The organism is Allofournierella massiliensis, from assembly GCF_964241245.1.
Lineage (GTDB): Bacteria > Bacillota > Clostridia > Oscillospirales > Ruminococcaceae > Allofournierella > Allofournierella massiliensis.
Window position 1 is genome coordinate 24,066 of sequence record NZ_CAXSWZ010000030.1, and the last position, 15,453, is coordinate 39,518.

The 15,453-nt window shown below is 60.0% G+C and carries 16 protein-coding genes; 11 read left to right on the forward strand and 5 right to left on the reverse strand.

From position 1 onward, the window contains the following. Positions 1–143 precede the first annotated feature (143 nt). The 6 genes from ACESYO_RS13620 to ACESYO_RS13645 all read left to right on the forward strand — a co-directional run bounded on the left by ACESYO_RS13620 (position 144) and on the right by ACESYO_RS13645 (position 6,452). Positions 144–1,031 (forward strand): aldose 1-epimerase family protein, encoded by an 888-nt coding sequence (locus ACESYO_RS13620; protein WP_373210393.1) that lies wholly within the window; start codon positions 144–146, stop codon positions 1,029–1,031. Between the two features lie 56 nt (positions 1,032–1,087). Next, positions 1,088–1,837 (forward strand): tRNA threonylcarbamoyladenosine dehydratase, encoded by a 750-nt coding sequence (locus ACESYO_RS13625; protein ID WP_058964097.1) that lies wholly within the window; start codon positions 1,088–1,090, stop codon positions 1,835–1,837. Between the two features lie 42 nt (positions 1,838–1,879). Next, entirely contained in the window at positions 1,880–2,362 is a 483-nt protein-coding gene (locus ACESYO_RS13630) for a MarR family winged helix-turn-helix transcriptional regulator (RefSeq protein ID WP_058964098.1), read from the forward strand. An 875-nt stretch (positions 2,363–3,237) separates the two neighbouring features. Further along, positions 3,238–4,611 (forward strand): APC family permease, encoded by a 1,374-nt coding sequence (locus ACESYO_RS13635; RefSeq protein ID WP_373210392.1) that lies wholly within the window; start codon positions 3,238–3,240, stop codon positions 4,609–4,611. A gap of 65 nt (positions 4,612–4,676) precedes the next feature. Beyond that, positions 4,677–5,888 (forward strand): MalY/PatB family protein, encoded by a 1,212-nt coding sequence (locus ACESYO_RS13640; RefSeq protein ID WP_058964100.1) that lies wholly within the window; start codon positions 4,677–4,679, stop codon positions 5,886–5,888. An 18-nt stretch (positions 5,889–5,906) separates the two neighbouring features. Beyond that, the gene (locus ACESYO_RS13645; RefSeq protein WP_346671735.1) at positions 5,907–6,452 is read left to right on the forward strand and encodes a redoxin domain-containing protein; all 546 of its coding nucleotides are present in this window, start codon (positions 5,907–5,909) and stop codon (positions 6,450–6,452) included. 124 nt (positions 6,453–6,576) lie between these two features. Here the strand turns inward: ACESYO_RS13645 and brnQ are convergent, their stop codons facing one another. After that, positions 6,577–7,893, reverse strand: coding sequence for a branched-chain amino acid transport system II carrier protein (gene brnQ, locus ACESYO_RS13650; RefSeq protein ID WP_346671736.1), 1,317 nt, complete (start codon positions 7,891–7,893; stop codon positions 6,577–6,579). 333 nt (positions 7,894–8,226) lie between these two features. Here brnQ and ACESYO_RS13655 point away from each other — a divergent pair, with 333 nt between their 5' ends. Both ACESYO_RS13655 and tenpIN read left to right on the forward strand, forming a co-directional pair. Further along, positions 8,227–8,373 carry a hypothetical protein gene (locus ACESYO_RS13655; protein WP_373211299.1) on the forward strand — a complete coding sequence of 49 codons (147 nt, stop codon included), beginning with the start codon at positions 8,227–8,229 and terminating at the stop codon, positions 8,371–8,373. A gap of 270 nt (positions 8,374–8,643) precedes the next feature. After that, positions 8,644–9,120, forward strand: coding sequence for a type III toxin-antitoxin system TenpIN family toxin (gene tenpIN / locus ACESYO_RS13660; RefSeq protein WP_283129072.1), 477 nt, complete (start codon positions 8,644–8,646; stop codon positions 9,118–9,120). A 132-nt stretch (positions 9,121–9,252) separates the two neighbouring features. Here tenpIN and ACESYO_RS13665 read toward each other — a convergent pair whose 3' ends face one another. From ACESYO_RS13665 to acpP, 3 genes are all read right to left on the reverse strand, one after another. Continuing rightward, positions 9,253–10,329 (reverse strand): hypothetical protein, encoded by a 1,077-nt coding sequence (locus tag ACESYO_RS13665; RefSeq protein ID WP_373210389.1) that lies wholly within the window; start codon positions 10,327–10,329, stop codon positions 9,253–9,255. A gap of 228 nt (positions 10,330–10,557) precedes the next feature. Then, a complete protein-coding gene (proS, locus tag ACESYO_RS13670) occupies positions 10,558–11,997 on the reverse strand; it encodes a proline--tRNA ligase (RefSeq protein WP_058964106.1) in 1,440 nt (479 codons plus the stop codon). 107 nt (positions 11,998–12,104) lie between these two features. Beyond that, positions 12,105–12,335: an acyl carrier protein gene (acpP, locus tag ACESYO_RS13675; RefSeq protein ID WP_058964107.1), complete on the reverse strand. Its 231-nt coding sequence runs from the start codon at positions 12,333–12,335 to the stop codon at positions 12,105–12,107. A 249-nt stretch (positions 12,336–12,584) separates the two neighbouring features. Here acpP and dapF point away from each other — a divergent pair, with 249 nt between their 5' ends. From dapF to ACESYO_RS13690, 3 genes are all read left to right on the forward strand, one after another. Then, complete coding sequence (gene dapF / locus ACESYO_RS13680) at positions 12,585–13,415, forward strand: diaminopimelate epimerase (RefSeq protein WP_373210388.1); 831 nt, start codon at positions 12,585–12,587, stop codon at positions 13,413–13,415. Positions 13,416–13,601: 186 nt separating this feature from the next. Continuing rightward, positions 13,602–14,006: a pyridoxamine 5'-phosphate oxidase family protein gene (locus tag ACESYO_RS13685; RefSeq protein WP_087183033.1), complete on the forward strand. Its 405-nt coding sequence runs from the start codon at positions 13,602–13,604 to the stop codon at positions 14,004–14,006. Between the two features lie 325 nt (positions 14,007–14,331). After that, positions 14,332–14,898, forward strand: a complete 567-nt coding sequence (locus ACESYO_RS13690; protein WP_058964110.1) for a 6-pyruvoyl trahydropterin synthase family protein — start codon at positions 14,332–14,334, stop codon at positions 14,896–14,898. Positions 14,899–14,995: 97 nt separating this feature from the next. Here the strand turns inward: ACESYO_RS13690 and ACESYO_RS13695 are convergent. After that, positions 14,996–15,453, reverse strand: a 458-nt coding sequence (locus ACESYO_RS13695; RefSeq protein WP_373211301.1) for a M23 family metallopeptidase, incomplete at its 5' end; no start/stop codon positions are given.

The following is a 15,453-nucleotide window of genomic DNA, read 5'->3' on the forward strand; positions in this document are numbered from 1 at the left end:
AGCGGATCGGGTGCGGGCCGGGAAGCGCCCGCCTTGCACCTACCCTATTCCGCACCGGTGTGCCGTGATACTCTTGGAATTTTGGCCCGGGTGTACTATACTTTAGGTAACGTCTTTTATAAAAAGAAAGGGGTAGCGTTTTTATGCGACATACCATCGAAAATGAATTTTTGACCGTGACCGTGGAGACCAAAGGTGCCGAGCTGGTGAGCGTGGTGGACAAGGCCACCGGCGCCGAGATGATGTGGGACGGCCAGAAGGATGTGTGGCCCCGCCGCGCGCCCATCCTGTTCCCCTACTGCGGCAAGCTCAGCGGCGGCCACTACACCCTGGACGGCCAGACCTGGGAGGGCGGCCAGCACGGCTTTGGCCGGGACTTCGAGCACGAGTTTGTGGGCGCGGAAAACGGCGCCATGCGCTTTGTGCTGCGCGCCAATGAGGAGACCCGCAAAAAGCTGCCCCGGGACTTTGCGCTGGAAAGCGCCTTCGTGCTGGACGGCCGCACCCTGCGCCAGACCATCACCGTGACCAACACCGGCGACAGAGAGCTGCGCTTCGGCTTCGGCTTCCATCCCGGCTTCGCGCTGCCCTTCGACGACAAACACACCACCACCGACTACGAGCTGCGCTTTGACGCGCCCCAGACCCCGGTGGTCATCGAGACCGGCGCCACCAGCGGCCTTGTCACCGGCGAGACCCGGGTGATGATGGAGAACAGCGATGTGATCGCACTGGACGACCGGATGTTCGACCATGACTCCACCTGCATGAGCCAGCTGACCGCCAAGACCCTGAGCGTGGTGGAGAAGGACACCGGCCGCCGCATCACCGTTGGTCTGGAGGGCTTTGCCTACACCCTGATCTGGAGCGCGCCCGGCAACCCGAACCTGCACTTTGTGTGCATCGAGCCCTGGCACAGCCTGCCGGATACCGAGACCTTCGGCGGCGACTGGAACGAAAAGCCCTGCGCCGCGGCGCTGGCTGCCGGCGAGAGCTGGAACACCACCCTGGAAATGACCTTTGACCGCTGAGCGCGGCCCGGCCCCCGGGGCCGAAACGCATGAACCCAAAAGGAGAACCAACACCCATGAGCATCGCACCCTTTGAACGGCGCACTGCCCTTCTGCTGGGCGAGGAGGGCGTGAACGCCCTGCACGCCGCCCATGTGATCCTGTTCGGCGTGGGGGGCGTGGGCGGCTATGTGGCCGAGGCCCTTGCCCGCGCCGGCGTCGGCCGGCTTACGCTGGTGGACGACGACACCATTGCCGAATCCAACCGCAACCGCCAGCTGATCGCCCTCACCGACACGGTGGGCCGCAGCAAGGTGGAGGTGGCCGCCCAGCGCATCCGGGCCATCAACCCGGACTGCCGGGTGGAGCCGGTGGCGCTGTTCTACATGCCGGACACCGCCGATCAGATTTCCTTTGAAGGGGCCAGCTATGTGGTGGACGCGGTGGACACCGTGACCGCCAAGCTGGAGATCATCGGCCGGGCGCTGGCCGCCGGGGTGCCGGTGATTTCCAGCATGGGCACCGGCAACAAGCTGCATCCGGAGCTGCTGGAGTTGACCACCCTCGAAAAGACCACAGCCTGCCCGCTGGCCCGGGTGATGCGCCGGGAGTGCCGGGCAAGAGGGTACAAAAACATTCCGGTGGTGTATTCCACCGAACCCGCCCTCACCCCGAAGCAGCTGGACGGCCCGGCGGAGGTGCCGGGCGCGGCGGTTCGGGCAGGCAACCCCAAAAAGCAGACCCCCGGCAGCGTGAGCTTTGTGCCGGGGGCCGCGGGCCTGATCATCGCCGGCAAGGTGGTGCGGGACCTGACCGGGCAGCCATGAAGCCGCCCGGCGGCAAAAAAACGAAAGGCGGAGGAAACGGTTGTGGAACAAAAGCGCGGCGAATTGCTGAACCAGGTGTGGAACCTGCAGAACGAAGCCTATGACCTGATGTGCGAATACGACGCCATGCCCCACCGCTACGGCGAGTGCATGCTGTATCAGGCGGAGGCCCACATGATTGACCTGATTGCCCTGTATCCGGGCATCACCGCCGCGGATCTGGCCAAGGTGCTGCGCAAGACGCCCAGCGCCTGCTCCCAGACGCTGCGCAAGCTGCGGGAGAAGGGGCTGGTGGAGCAGCTGCGCAACACCGCCAACAACCGCCAGTACATGCTGCGCCTGACCGAGAGCGGGCAGGCGCTGTATCGGGACCACTCCGCCTTCAGCGCCGACTGCCAGCAGCGCACCTTCGACCGGATGGCGGAATTCACCGAGGAGGAGCTGGCGCTCTATCTGCGGGTGCAAAAGCGCATCAACGAGGCCTACGCCGACGATGTGCGCCGCAGCCGGGAACATTTTACCTGAACAGAAGCGCTGTTTCGATTCACAGGCGGATGCGGCAGACGTGTCCGCCTGTTTTTGGCGCAGACCGGGCAAATCGTTCGCCTTGAAGAGGAGGCAAAGCCTTCGGCACCAGAGAATTTGCGTGGTCATTTTTTCTGAGGAAGGGGAGGCTGTGTGCGGAATTTTTGTTTCATTCAACGTTTTATTGAATTATCTTAATAATTTAGTAAATTAATTGTTGACTTCCTTTCCGGTCAGGAATAGAATAGGGGCAGCAAAGGCACTTTGACGGAGAAAGTTTCCGCAAAGTGCCTTTGTTTTTTATTCCGCAGGCAGAGGAAGTTGTTTTCATATCCGGCAAACGGCACAATGGGGTGCTGCATGGGTTCCGGTCGGTCGGGGCTGTGCAGTACCCCGTTTTTTTGTGTGGACGACCGCACAGGGAAAACAGCCCTGTGCCGCTGAATCACTGAAAATTTCCGGATTTTTTCATCGGAAGGGAAACGCATTATGAAGCAGGAAATGTAACCGCAGAGCAAAGCGAAACCGGCACAGGAAAAGTGATTTCAGGGATGCAGACAGGTGCAGAGGTGTTTTTATACGCGAACAGAAGGAGGAATTCTGTTGTACAGTTGCTACAAAAGTGCCTGCCCCTTTTTGTTTTATTCGCGGAATTGGGCATAATTGCGCGAAAAATCCACATAAACTCTTGACGAACTGTGTGAAATGAACTATCCTGAAGCCACTGAATGATTAAGTTGCTTAAGAATGAAGCGGCTTAATGAAAGTTGCGCAAATTTGCCAGATTTAAAAACAAGCGAAGCGCCGCCCGGAGTGATCGATCGCTGGTGGACGCGGATCAGAAGGGGAAAAGAATTCAAGAAGGGAGAACATGTATGCAAAAGGAAACCAAAAAACTGGGAATGTTTGACATTTACAGCCTGGACGTGGGCGGTGCCATCGGTTCCGGCATTTTCGTGATGATGGGCCTGGGCATCGGATTCACCGGCCACTCCATCTTTCTGGCAGTGCTGATCGGCTGTTTTTACATGCTGCTGGCCTACCTGTATCAGCCGCTGATGAGCTCCATGTTTGTGCTGCCCGGCGGCGACTACGACATGAAGGCCATGCTGTTCGGCCCCATGCTCACCGGTGTGAGCGGTATTTTTACCTATGTGAACGGAATTGGTATGGCAATGTACGGCATGGCCATTGTGGATTATGCTTCCATGGTATTTCCGGCCATCCTGCCTTATAAAACGCTCATTGCCGTGGCCATCATCACCCTGTTCTTTGCGGCCACCATCCGGGGCTCCAAGTTCCTTGCCACGATTACCAGCATCATGACCATCGTGCTGCTGGTCGCCATCGGGCTGTTCGTGGTGTTCGGTCTGCCGCAGGTAAAGCCCGGCTTCTTCGACGGCGACACCTTCTTTTTGAACGGCGGCGTCGGCTTTATCCAGGCCATCTCCATCATGAGCTTTGCCTGCCAGGGCACCACCATGGCACCGGTTTCCATGATGGAAGTTACCAAGAAACCCCGCCGCACCATTCCCGTTGCCATCATCTTCATCACCCTGACCGTTGGTATCGTGTATGCCCTGATGGGCGTGGTTGCCGCCGGCGTGCTGCTGGTGGAAGATGTGGCCGGCCAGAGCCTGGCGCTGGTTGCGCAGGAAATCTTCCCCAACTGGCTGTATGTGATCTTTATTCTGGGCGGCGCGGTGTTCGCCATCGCCACTTCGCTTGCCAGTGGCATCGCCATGCTGCGCTACCCCTGCATCCAGGTTGCTGAGGATGGCTGGATGCCCGCCTTCTTCAAAAAGACCACCAAGGGCGGCTATCCTTATGTGGTGCAGGGCTTCTTCTACCTTATCTCCATCCTGCCCATCATTCTGGGCTTCTCGCTGGATGCTATTGTATCGCTGGTGATGATCCCTGCCATGCTGATGAACGCCTACCTGAACTGCTCGCTGATCGGTCTGGTGAAAAAATACCCCGAGCAGTGGAAGAGCAGTGTATACCACATGCCCACACCGGTGTTCAATGTGATCTGTGTGCTGGGCAGCGTGTGCGCGCTGGTGGTTGCCTACAACCTCTTTGTGGATCTGTCTGTACGGGATATGATCGTCTGCCTGGGCATCATTGCTCTGTGCGTGGTGGTTGCCGCCGTTCGCTTGAAGACCGGCGCGGTCAGCCGCGAAACTCTGCTGAACAAGCAGCAGGAGATCGCCCGCAAGGCCGTTGAAGCCACTGCGGCCGAGGAGTAAAATAAAATCAGGCAAAACATATCATGTTTTATTGAATTTTATCATAAAGAAAGGTCGAATCAATCATGAAATACGATTTCACTTCCATCATGGACCGGCATGGCAAGGACGCTATCGCAGTGGACGGCCTGGGCAGCCGACCGGGCTTTGCTCCCGGTGCACCGAAGGAAGGCTTCGATGCCATTCCCATGTGGGTGGCGGATATGAACTTCCCCACCGTACCCACCATTCCCGAAGCCATCATCGAGCGCGCCAAGCACCCGGCCTATGGCTACTTTGATGCCACCGACGATTATTTCAACGAGATCATCGCCTGGCATGAAAAGCGCAACGGCGTGACCGGCCTGACCCGCGAGTGCATCGGCTACGAAAACGGCGTTCTGGGCGGCGTGATCAGCGCGCTGAACGTGGTGTGCTCCAAGGGCGACAAGGTGCTGCTGCAGTCGCCCACCTACATCGGCTTCACCATGAGCCTGACCAACAACGGCTACGACATGGTGCTCAGCCCCATGAAGAAGGACGAAAACGGCGTGTGGCGCATGGATTATGAGGACATGGAGGAGAAGCTCCGCACCCAGAACATTCACGCCACCGTGTTCTGTTCTCCCCACAACCCCTGCGGCCGCGTATGGGAGCGCTGGGAGCTGGAAAAGGCCATGGCCCTGTTTGAAAAATACGACGTGAAGGTCATCTCTGACGAGATCTGGAGCGACATCATCCTGGCCGGCAACAAGCACATTCCCACCCAGATGGTGAACGAGTGGGCCCGCCAAAACACCGTTGCGGTGTACGCGCCCAGCAAGACCTTCAATCTGGCCGGTCTGGTGGGCAGCTACCACATCATCTACAACAAGTGGCTGCGGGACCGTGTGCTGAAGGAATCCAGCCTGCCCCACTACAACGACATGAACGTGCTGAGCATGCACGCCCTGATCGGCGCTTACAAGCCCGAGGGCTACGAGTGGACCGACGAGCTGTGCCAGACCCTGACCGGCAACGTGGACTACGCCTGCAACTACATCAGGGAGCACTTCAAGGGCGTGGAGGTCTCCAAGCCGCAGGGCACCTACATGCTGTTTGTGGACTGCACCCAGTGGTGCGCCGAGCACGGCAAGACCATCGAGGAGCTGGAGCAGGCCTGCTGGGATGTGGGCGTGGCCGTGCAGGACGGCAAGATGTTCCACGGCCCCTGCCACCTGCGCATGAACCTGGCGCTTCCCCTGAGCCGGGTGCAGGAGGCCTTCGACCGGCTGGACAAGTACGTGTTCAACGCCTGAGCAAAAGCGAGGCGACCCATGGCAAAACTGCAGACCGGCGAAAAAATGCCGGATTTTACCTATGACACCCCGTTCGCGGCGGGCGTCGCCCTCAGCGACACCGCCCGGCGGGTGGCCGGCCGTACCGCGCTGGTGTTCCTGCGCTACTACGGCTGCACCCTGTGCCAGTACGACATTCACCGCTATGCGAAGGAATACGGGCAGATTGCGGCCACCGGCGGTCAGATGCTGGTGGTGCTGCAGTCCGACCCGAAAAAGCTGGCGGGCCAGCTGAAGCCGGGCGATCTGCCCTTCGACATTGTGTGTGACCCCGAGGCCCGGATGTACCGGCAGCTGGACATCCGGCCCGCGGCCAGTCAGGCCGGGCTGGCGGATGCGGGCACGATGCTGAAAATCGCCAAAGCAAAGGCCGGCGGCTTTACCCACGGCGATTACGAGGGCGACGAGCTGCAGCTGCCGGCGGTGTTCGTGATGGAGCAGGATCTGACCCTGACCCATGTGCACTACGGCAAGAGCGCGGGCGACGTGCCCGACACAAAGGCGCTGGCCGCACTGCTGCGGTAAGCAAAACGGTAATATTCTCCTATTCTCTTCTCAACAACACAAGGCCCCCGCGGGGCGGCAGTACAGCCGCTGCCCTGCGGGGGCCTTGTGCATGCTGGGGAGAAAATGCATAAAGAGGAGAAAATCAGAGTTTGCGGCGGCGGCCCAGACCCAGGCAGCTGGCCAGCGCGCCCAGAATGCCGCCCAATGCGGCGGGCAGCAGCCAGGAAAGGCCCTCGGCATACAGGGGCAGGCCCTCGAAGAAGGCTGCCACCGGGCCGCCCAGCAGCTTTGCCTGCACCAGCGCGCAGGGCACGCTTACCAGAATGGTGAAGGCCACCGCCACCGGATAGCACAAAGGCGCTTTGCCGGTGATGCGGTGGGCAAGGCCCAGCGCGATGAGCACGATGGCCACCGGGTAGATGGCGCTCAGGATGGGCACCGAGATGGCCAGAATGGTGTCCAGCCCGGCGATGGAAACAAAGAAGCTGATCACCGCGAAGATGACCACCCAGGCCCGGTAGGGGATTTTGGGCCACTGCAGGCTGAAGTATTCGCTGCAGCAGCTGAACAGGCCGATGCAGGTGTTCAGGCAGGCGATCACGAAGATCAGGCCGAGCAGGGCGGTGCCCGCCGGACCGTACATCCAGCTCATCAGGTTGGTGAGCACGCCCGCGCCGTTGGAATAGTTCTCAAAGCTGCCGCCGCTCACCGCGCCGATGTGGGCCAGCACCGAATACACCACCAGCAACACCGCGCCGGCGATCCACCCCGCCCGGATGGTATACCGCACCACGGATTTTTCGTCGGTGACGCCCCGGTTCTGGATGTTCAGCGCGATGATGATGCCGAAGTTCAAAGCGGCGATGGTGTCCATGGTCTGGTAGCCGTCCACAAAGCCCTGGGCCACCACGTTGCCGGTGTAGTTGCCGCCGGGCACACCGTAGCCGCCGGGGGCGTTCACAAAGCAGCCCACCACCATCACGAAGATCAGCGCCAGCAGGATGGGCCCCAGCGCCTTGCCCAGCCGGTCGGTGAGCTTTTCCGGCTTGAAGGCCACCAGCATGGCCACCGCGAAGAATACGAAGGAATAAAGGCACAGCACCCAGAGGGGAGCGTTTGGCCAGAAGGGCGAAACCGCCATCTCGAAGGAGGTGCTGGCGGTGCGGGGGATGGCAAGCCCCGGTCCGATGGACACATAGATCAGCAGAGTGAACAGCCAGGCAAACTTTTTGTCCACCCGGCCTGCCAGCACCGGCAGCCCGCCGGACTGGGCCACCGCAACCACACCCAGAACGGGCAGGCCGATGGCGCTGATGGCAAAGCCCACCATGGCCGGCCAGGTGTCGGTGCCCGCCTGCGCGCCCAGAAAGGGCGGGAAGATCAGGTTGCCGGCGCCGAAAAACATGGAAAACAGGGTCAGGCCCACAAAGAAGCTGTCCCGTTTGGATAAGTGCTGCATGCTGCTCCCTCCTTATGGTCAGATCAAAAAATCGCTGTTTCAAAAAGTAAGTTGTTCCAGTGTAGCACAAAAGAAAACACTTGTCTACGCGAAAGCTGCAAAAAAGGCCCGCGTTGCCGGGGGAAAACAGCCGGATGCGGGCGCGTTTTGCCAAAAAAATAAGATTGAACCCAACATATCAAAGAAAAACCTACCCTGTCAATAGGCAAATTGGCCGAAAAACAGGCAAAAACTTTGGCAGGAAAAAGGGTGGAGCTGGAGCTGTTGAATTGACGGGGAAAGGACGGCGGCATACAATAAAAGCAAACGACATCACAAGGCAAAGGGGATAGAGTGACGATGGAACAGGAGCGTTTTGAAAGCCGGGAAAGACTGCTGAAGCAGCTTTTGGCGGCAGAGGAAGAGCGGGCCATGGGCCGGATGGGCTGCACCCTGGAGGAGATGGAACGTTTTCTGGATGAGATTCTGGATCAGGCATAACAGCGACGGACAAAGACAGGAAATGGCAGAAAGAATTGCTTGCGGTTTTTTGGTATATGCTATATAATAAAGATGGAGGAAGGGCGTTGCCCTCTTCCCTTCGCTGGAAGATGACGAGTGACGGTTCTGACTCGTCGGTAAAATAAAATTGACCGGGTGAAGAAGATGTGTGACGGTTCTGACACATCGGTAAAATAAAATTGACCGAGCGAAGAATTTCAAAATCAGGGCTGGCTTTTTAAGTCAGCCCTGATTTTTTGAGGAGACATTATGGAGTATCTGGAATCGCTTTATTTGCTGTCGCAGGATTTTATGCAGGATTATCCTGCTTCCGTTTACCCGGAGCTGATGCACAAGCAGGGAAGGCCGTATTCCTGCCTGCTGATTGAGACCCATGAAGGGTATTTTATCTGTGTACCGTTCCGCTCCTCCATCGGGCATAAAAATGCGTTTCTGTTCACCGGAACGGCCCGGTCAAAGGCATCCCGGTCCGGGCTGGACTATTCCAAAATCGTGATCGTGAAGGAATCCAGATATCTGGATAGCAATCGGCCTGCAGTTGTGGATCAGGATGAATACAACGAGATGCGTGCGAATCTGCCCAAGATTGTGGAGCAGGTGAACCGTTATGTATGTACATATATGAATCATGTTACGGGCAAAAAAACTCTGCACCAGCGGGAATACACCCGAAAATATGGATTTTCTACGCTGCCCTATTTTCATGATATACTGGGAATTCCGTAATCCTTCGGGCAACACCGCATGATTCCGGGTGGTGGAGCGCACCGGAAAAATCTTTGTGATAGAAAGCTGAAAAAGCCAAGCCCCCGGCCTGCCTTGTGCAGGGCCGGGGGCTGTTGTTTTGCTGCCTGGCGGTCAGAGCCGGTGGGCGCTTTGCAGATACGTGCGGCTGAAGGGGGCGGGGTCGTCTGGCACAAGGCCGAAGGTGTATTCCATGGCGATGGTTCCGCTTTCCAGCGGCAGGGTAAGCGTGGCGGTGACCACGTCGCCGGTGCGGCTGTACACGATGGCGTTCGGGTTTGCGTTCAGCAGCGTTTTGATCTCCTCACAGGCCGCACAGGGGGCGGGCAGCGGCTCCTCTGTGTTTTCCAGTGCGGCGGGCAGCGGGTCTTCGCCGCTGATCCGGTCGGTGAAGTCCGCCCGGAAAATGGTGCCTGCGGGGGCTTCGGTGGAGCCGTCCTCCGCCAGGCCGAACCAGCTCTCGGATCGGGCATACAGGTAATTGGCCCATTCCTCGGCGGTCAGTTCGGTTAAGGGATCGTCAAGATCCCGGAAGATGCCGGAAAGGGCCAGCGCCCGGGTTTGATGCTGCAGCATCACCCACTGGTTCCGGGTCAGGCCCAGCTCCTCCTGGGCCGGGTCGGGGCTGGGCTCGGGGGGCTCGCTGCCCTGATAATAGCGCCAATCGTCTGCGATGGTCCAGCCCTCTTCGCCGTTCACCGCCAGATACACATGGGTCATCACCCCGTCGGAATACTGGGGCCCGGCGATGATGGTCTCCGGGGCGTATTCGGTGGTGGTCTGGGCCATCAGCAGGCAGCCGCCCGGGTCGGCAATGCAGTCCATCCAGCTTTTGCCCTCCAGCTGGGTGTTGCCGCTGGTGAGGGGCAGCTGCAGATCCTCCCATTCCTTTGGCGGAATCACCCGCACGCTGTCCAGCCGGGCGGAGAGATAGTAGCCCGGCCGCTCCCAGTCGCCCCGGAACTGCTCCTCGATGGCGTCGGTCAGAGCGGCCAGCTCCTCCTCGGTGGGCTGGAGCGGCTCCGGCAGCGGATCCGGCAGGGGGATGGTGGTGGGCGCGGGCGCATCGCTTTCGGCGGCAGCGGAGCTGGCCGGGGCCGACGAAGCAGAGGGCGCGGCGGGGGTGCAGCCGGTGAAAAGCAGCCCGGCGCAGAGCGCCAGCGCGGCAAAACGGAACAAGCTGCGGGTCATACGGATTCCCTCCTTTGTGTGGAGAATGGAAAAGAATTTTAAAAAATATTCCTGTTACCCTGAAAACGAACCGAAGGCCCCGCTCATTGCACAAACGGGGCAAAACCCGGGCCGGGGAGAAGGAGAAAAATGCCTGCGTTTTTTGTGCAGAACAGAAAACCCGCCCATTCGGAAGTATCCGAGGGGGCGGGCTTGTTGTTGCAGAATATGGGCTGCGAAGGGTGCGGCTTAGTAAGCCTTGCCCCAGTAGACCATCAGGTTGGCGGGCTTGCCGCAGCAGGGGCAAACGTCGCTGATGTGCTCCTGCTCGAAGGGCATGCAGCGGCTGGACAGGCCAACCTCTTCCTTCATCTTCTCCTCGCAGGCCAGATCGCCGCACCACATGGTCTTGATGTAGCCGTTGTTCTTCTCGGCCAGCTCCTTGACCTCGTCCATGGTGGTGGCGCTCCAGGTGCGGTTCTCGCGGTTTTCCAGCGCACGGTTGTAGATGTTCCGAGCCAGCTCATTCAGCAGGCGGGGAATCTCGGTCTCCAGATCATCCAGGCTCACGAAGTACTTCTCGCGGGTATCGCGGCGCACCAGCACGCACTGGTTCTTCTCGATGTCCTTGGGGCCGATCTCCAGGCGCAGGGGCACGCCTTTCATCTCCCACTGGCTGAACTTCCAGCCGGGGGAGTTATCGCTGTTGTCCAGCTTGACGCGGGCAAACCTGGAAACGCGGGCGGCCAGCTCCTCGGCCTTCTCGGTCACGCCGGGCTTGTGGGCGGCAACGGGCACGATGACCACCTGGAAGGGGGCGATGGCGGGAGGCAGGATCAGGCCCTCGTCGTCGCCGTGGGTCATGATGATGGCGCCGATCAGGCGGGTAGATACGCCCCAGCTGGTCTGGTGGGGGTACTGCAGGGTGTTGTCACGGCCGGTGAACTGCACGTTGAAGGCGCGGGAGAAGCCGTCGCCGAAGTAGTGGCTGGTGCCGCTCTGCAGGGCCTTGCCGTCGTGCATCATGGCCTCGATGGTGTAGGTGGCTTCCGCACCGGCAAACTTTTCCTTATCGGTCTTTTTGCCCTTCACCACGGGGATCATCAGGTAGTTCTCGCAGAAGTCGGCGTAGGTGTTCAGCTGCTGCTCGGTCTCCTGCCTGGCCTCCTCGGCGGTCTCGTGGATGGTGTGGCCCTCCTGCCACCAGAACTCGCGGCTGCGCAGGAAGGGACGGGTGGTCTTTTCCCAGCGCACCACGCTGCACCACTGGTTATACTTCATGGGCAGATCACGCCAGGAATGCAGCACATGGGCGAAGTGGTCGCAGAACAGAGTCTCGCTGGTGGGGCGCACGCACATGCGCTCTTCCAGCTTCTCGGCGCCGCCGTAGGTGACCCAGGCCACCTCGGGGGCAAAGCCCTCCACGTGATCCTTTTCCTTCTGCAGAAGGCTTTCGGGGATGAAGATGGGCATGGCCACGTTCTCGTGACCGGTGGCCTTGAACATGCCGTCCAGAATGTGGGTGATGTTCTCCCAGATGGCGTAGCCGTAGGGGCGCAGGATCATGCAGCCCTTTACGGTGGAGTAGTCCACCAGCTCGGCCTTCAGGCATACGTCGGTGTACCACTGGGTAAAGTCCTCGTTGATGGGGGTAATGGCCTCCACCAGTTTCTTCTTCTGCTCGCTCATTTGCTTTTTCCTTCCTTATTCGTCGCCCCGGAGTCCCCGGGCAAAAATAAGCCCCCCAGGCGGGCCGGCCGGCCTGCCGGGGAGGCAGCATGATGTGATTGGGGGGATCAGGTGTTGTCTTCCACGTAGCGAACCACATCGCCCACGGTGTGCAGATTCTCGATCTCCTCGTCGGGGATCTCCACGCCGAACTCATCCTCCAGGCTCATGACCATATCGACCACGTCCAGGCTGTCGGCCTCGAAGTCCTCCAGGATGTTGCTGTCCATGGTGATCTTTTCCTCGTCGATGTCCAGCTGCTCCGCCAGAAGCTCACGGATGCGCTCGAAAGTATCCATATTCCAAAACTCTCCTTATTTATGCCCGGTGCCGGGCTTGTTCGGGGCGAAGCGCAAAAGTTGCGTTCCACCGTAGATTACTATACATTTTATAGCGTATCTGGGGGGCCTTGTCAAGGGTTAAATCCTGAAAAACGGGCAAAAAAAGCCCACGAAGCCGCTTCTTGTGCGCCGGGCCAAATGCGGCTATAATAAAAGCAGAATCAACGGGCCGCACGGCGTGCCCGAACGCAACAGGAGGCGATGGGCATGCGGCTGGAATTCACGAAAATGCATGGCTGCGGCAACGATTATATTTATCTGGACTGCCTTACGGGCATGATCGACAACGCGCCGGAGCTGAGCCGGCTTCTGAGCCCCCGGCGGTTCTCCGTCGGGTCGGACGGGCTGATCTGCATCGCCCCCTCCGACGTGGCCGACGCCACCATGCGCATGTTCAATGCGGACGGCAGCGAGAGCGCCATGTGCGGCAACGGCATCCGCTGCGTGGCCCAGTGGCTGTATGAGCACGGGGTGGCCGGGGACGAGATGACCATCGAGACGCTGGCGGGGGTGAAGCACCTTTCCCGCAAGGGCGAGGGCGTATGGCAGGTGGAAATGGGCCGGGCGGAGTTCGAGCCGACGCTGGTGCCGGTGAAGGGTCTTGGGCCGGATCCGGTGATCAACCGGGCCATCGCGGTGGAGGGCCAGCCCTGGCAGGTGACCGCCATCTCCATGGGCAACCCCCATTGCGTGACCGTGGTGGACGATGTGCATGCGCTGGATCTGGAGCGCATTGGCCCCGGGTTTGAAAATCACCCCGCCTTCCCGGAGCATGTGAACACCGAGTTCATTCAGGTGATGGGCAAAAACCATCTGGCCATGCGGGTGTGGGAGCGGGGCAGCGGCGAGACGCTGGCCTGCGGCACAGGGGCCTGCGCGGCGGCGGCCGCGTCGGTGATGCTGCGCCTGTGCGACGCCGGGGCCGACATTGCGCTGGATCTGCCCGGCGGGCGGCTGACCATCCGGGTGGACGAGGACTGGCAGATCCGGATGACCGGCCCGGCCAAAACCGTTTACACCGGCGTGGTGGAGGTGTGAGTGCCTTTCTGAAAGGAACAGGCGCGAACCTGCAAGGCGGCACCGCATCATTCCAGGTGGTGCCGTTATAAATTTATGCTTGCACCCCGGGGGATGGATGCTATAATAGAAGAAAAGCGGCCTGCGCCGCGCGGCAAAGGCCCCGGCAGGGGGCAGCGGACCGGGCACGCTGGGAGAGAGGGATTCATGATGGATGAATTGATGGAGCTTTTAAAGGCAAGACCCACGATGTATCTGGCCACGGTGGAGGGCTACTGCCCCCGTGTGCGCCCTGTGAACCATTACATGATCTACAAGGGCTACTTCTATCTGGCCCTGTGCAAGGACAAGGAAGCCTATAAGCAGCTGCTGGACAACACCAATCTGGAGCTGTGTGTGGCCACGGGCGAGGAGACCTTCCTGCGCATTCAGGGCACCGTGAACTTCGACCGCAGCCCCGAGACCTACGCGGCGGTGTACGAGGCCATGCCCGACCTGAAGGAGGCCTACAAGGCCGACAGCGGCAAGCATCTGGCCCTGATCTATCTGGATCACATCAGCGCGGTGCTCTTCGACCGGCAGGACGAAGGCAAGGTACTGGCGAAGTTCTGATTGTTACATACAAATACGCAGCACAAAGCGCCCGCGGCGGACAAAATCCCCGCGGGCGCTTCTGCATGCCTTCCCGACCGCCGTTGTTTGCAACAAAACAGCGGCGGATTTTTTGTGCAGAACAGCTTATTTTCAGGAAATTTCAAAAATAACAGGAACCGTTCTTGACAAGCGGGCGCGGAGCGGGTATCATATAATCAGGAATTATTCCTGAAAATAACTTCCGTCCTTTGATTCAGGCTGTTCAGCCAGCGGCAGAGCCGGAGCCCCAACCGGCGGGGCGGAAGCCCGCATCCATTCCAAAAACAGTTAAGGAGGTTATCCCATGAGAAGTATCACCACATTAGACCTGCAGTACGCCCACCGTTTTTATGGCTTCAAGGGCGAGGCCCAGTATCTGCACGGGCACACCGGCGTGTTGACCATTGAAGTGGAGGACACGGTGGAACCCGGCGTGAACATGGTGTTCCCCTGCAACGAGATCCAGAAAACCGCCTGGGAGGTGCTGAAGAACTTTGACCACGCGCTGATCCTGCGGCAGGATGACCCCCTGCTGCCCGCGGTGCTGAAGGTGTATGAGGAGCAGGGCATCCGCGATGGCGCGCCCCAGAACCAGATGAAGGGCCCCGCCTTTCAGACCGAGCTGGCCACCGCCTACCCGGAGTGCCGTCTGGTGGTGACCAAGGAGACCCTGACCGTGGAAGGCATGATCAAGATCGTGTACGACCTGCTGAAGGACAAGCTGAACATTGCCAAGATCACCTTCACCAGCGGCGTGAATGCGGCCAGCGCCGAGTTCGAGACCCACAACAACATCGACCGCTGCCCCCTGTGCGGCATCGCCCTGAACGAGAACGGCGTATGCCCCAAGTGCGGCTACAAAAAGCACTGATTTGAGGCTGGCGACAGCCGTTCCCCCTGAATAAGAAAAGCCCCGCCCCGGAAACTCTTCCGGGGCGGGGCTTTTGCGTTTGAGAAAAAGGGGCCGGTCAGGGGGAGACGTAGTTCAGCGGGTCCACCTTCTGGCCGTTTTTGCGCACCTCAAAGTGCAGGTGGTTGCCGGAGGAAAAGCCGGTGCTGCCCACGCCGCCGATGGTCTGGCCCTTTGTCACCGTCTGGCCGGCGCTCACCGCCAGCGTGCCCTCGGCCATGTGGGCGTATACGGTGGAGATGCCGTCCGAGTGGTTGATCAGGGCCCAGTAGCCGTAGCTGGAGTTCCAGCCTGCCAGCAGCACGGTGCCGTCCGCCGCCGCCACAATGGGCGTGCCCTGGGGGGCGGGAATGTCGATGGCATAATGGGCGCTGCCGTAGATCACCTCACCAAAATGGGTGGACAGCTTGGAGTAGCCGGGCAGCGGCCAGGTCATGGAAAGGCCGGTGCTGGGCGCCTGCGTGGGCGCGGGCGACGGGGTGGGAGCCGGCGTGGGTGCGGGTGTGGGTTCCGGGG

Excerpts from the sequence above, each read along its gene's own strand:
- ACESYO_RS13620 (WP_373210393.1), top strand. The coding sequence starts at position 144 with ATGCGACATACCATCGAAAATGAATTTTTGACCGTGACCGTGGAGACC.
- ACESYO_RS13625 (WP_058964097.1), top strand. The coding sequence starts at position 1,088 with ATGAGCATCGCACCCTTTGAACGGCGCACTGCCCTTCTGCTGGGCGAG.
- ACESYO_RS13635 (WP_373210392.1), top strand. The coding sequence starts at position 3,238 with ATGCAAAAGGAAACCAAAAAACTGGGAATGTTTGACATTTACAGCCTG.
- ACESYO_RS13640 (WP_058964100.1), top strand. The coding sequence starts at position 4,677 with ATGAAATACGATTTCACTTCCATCATGGACCGGCATGGCAAGGACGCT.
- ACESYO_RS13645 (WP_346671735.1), top strand. The coding sequence starts at position 5,907 with ATGGCAAAACTGCAGACCGGCGAAAAAATGCCGGATTTTACCTATGAC.
- brnQ (WP_346671736.1), bottom strand. The coding sequence starts at position 7,893 with ATGCAGCACTTATCCAAACGGGACAGCTTCTTTGTGGGCCTGACCCTG.
- tenpIN (WP_283129072.1), top strand. The coding sequence starts at position 8,644 with ATGGAGTATCTGGAATCGCTTTATTTGCTGTCGCAGGATTTTATGCAG.
- ACESYO_RS13665 (WP_373210389.1), bottom strand. The coding sequence starts at position 10,329 with ATGACCCGCAGCTTGTTCCGTTTTGCCGCGCTGGCGCTCTGCGCCGGG.
- proS (WP_058964106.1), bottom strand. The coding sequence starts at position 11,997 with ATGAGCGAGCAGAAGAAGAAACTGGTGGAGGCCATTACCCCCATCAAC.
- acpP (WP_058964107.1), bottom strand. The coding sequence starts at position 12,335 with ATGGATACTTTCGAGCGCATCCGTGAGCTTCTGGCGGAGCAGCTGGAC.
- dapF (WP_373210388.1), top strand. The coding sequence starts at position 12,585 with ATGCGGCTGGAATTCACGAAAATGCATGGCTGCGGCAACGATTATATT.
- ACESYO_RS13685 (WP_087183033.1), top strand. The coding sequence starts at position 13,602 with ATGATGGATGAATTGATGGAGCTTTTAAAGGCAAGACCCACGATGTAT.
- ACESYO_RS13690 (WP_058964110.1), top strand. The coding sequence starts at position 14,332 with ATGAGAAGTATCACCACATTAGACCTGCAGTACGCCCACCGTTTTTAT.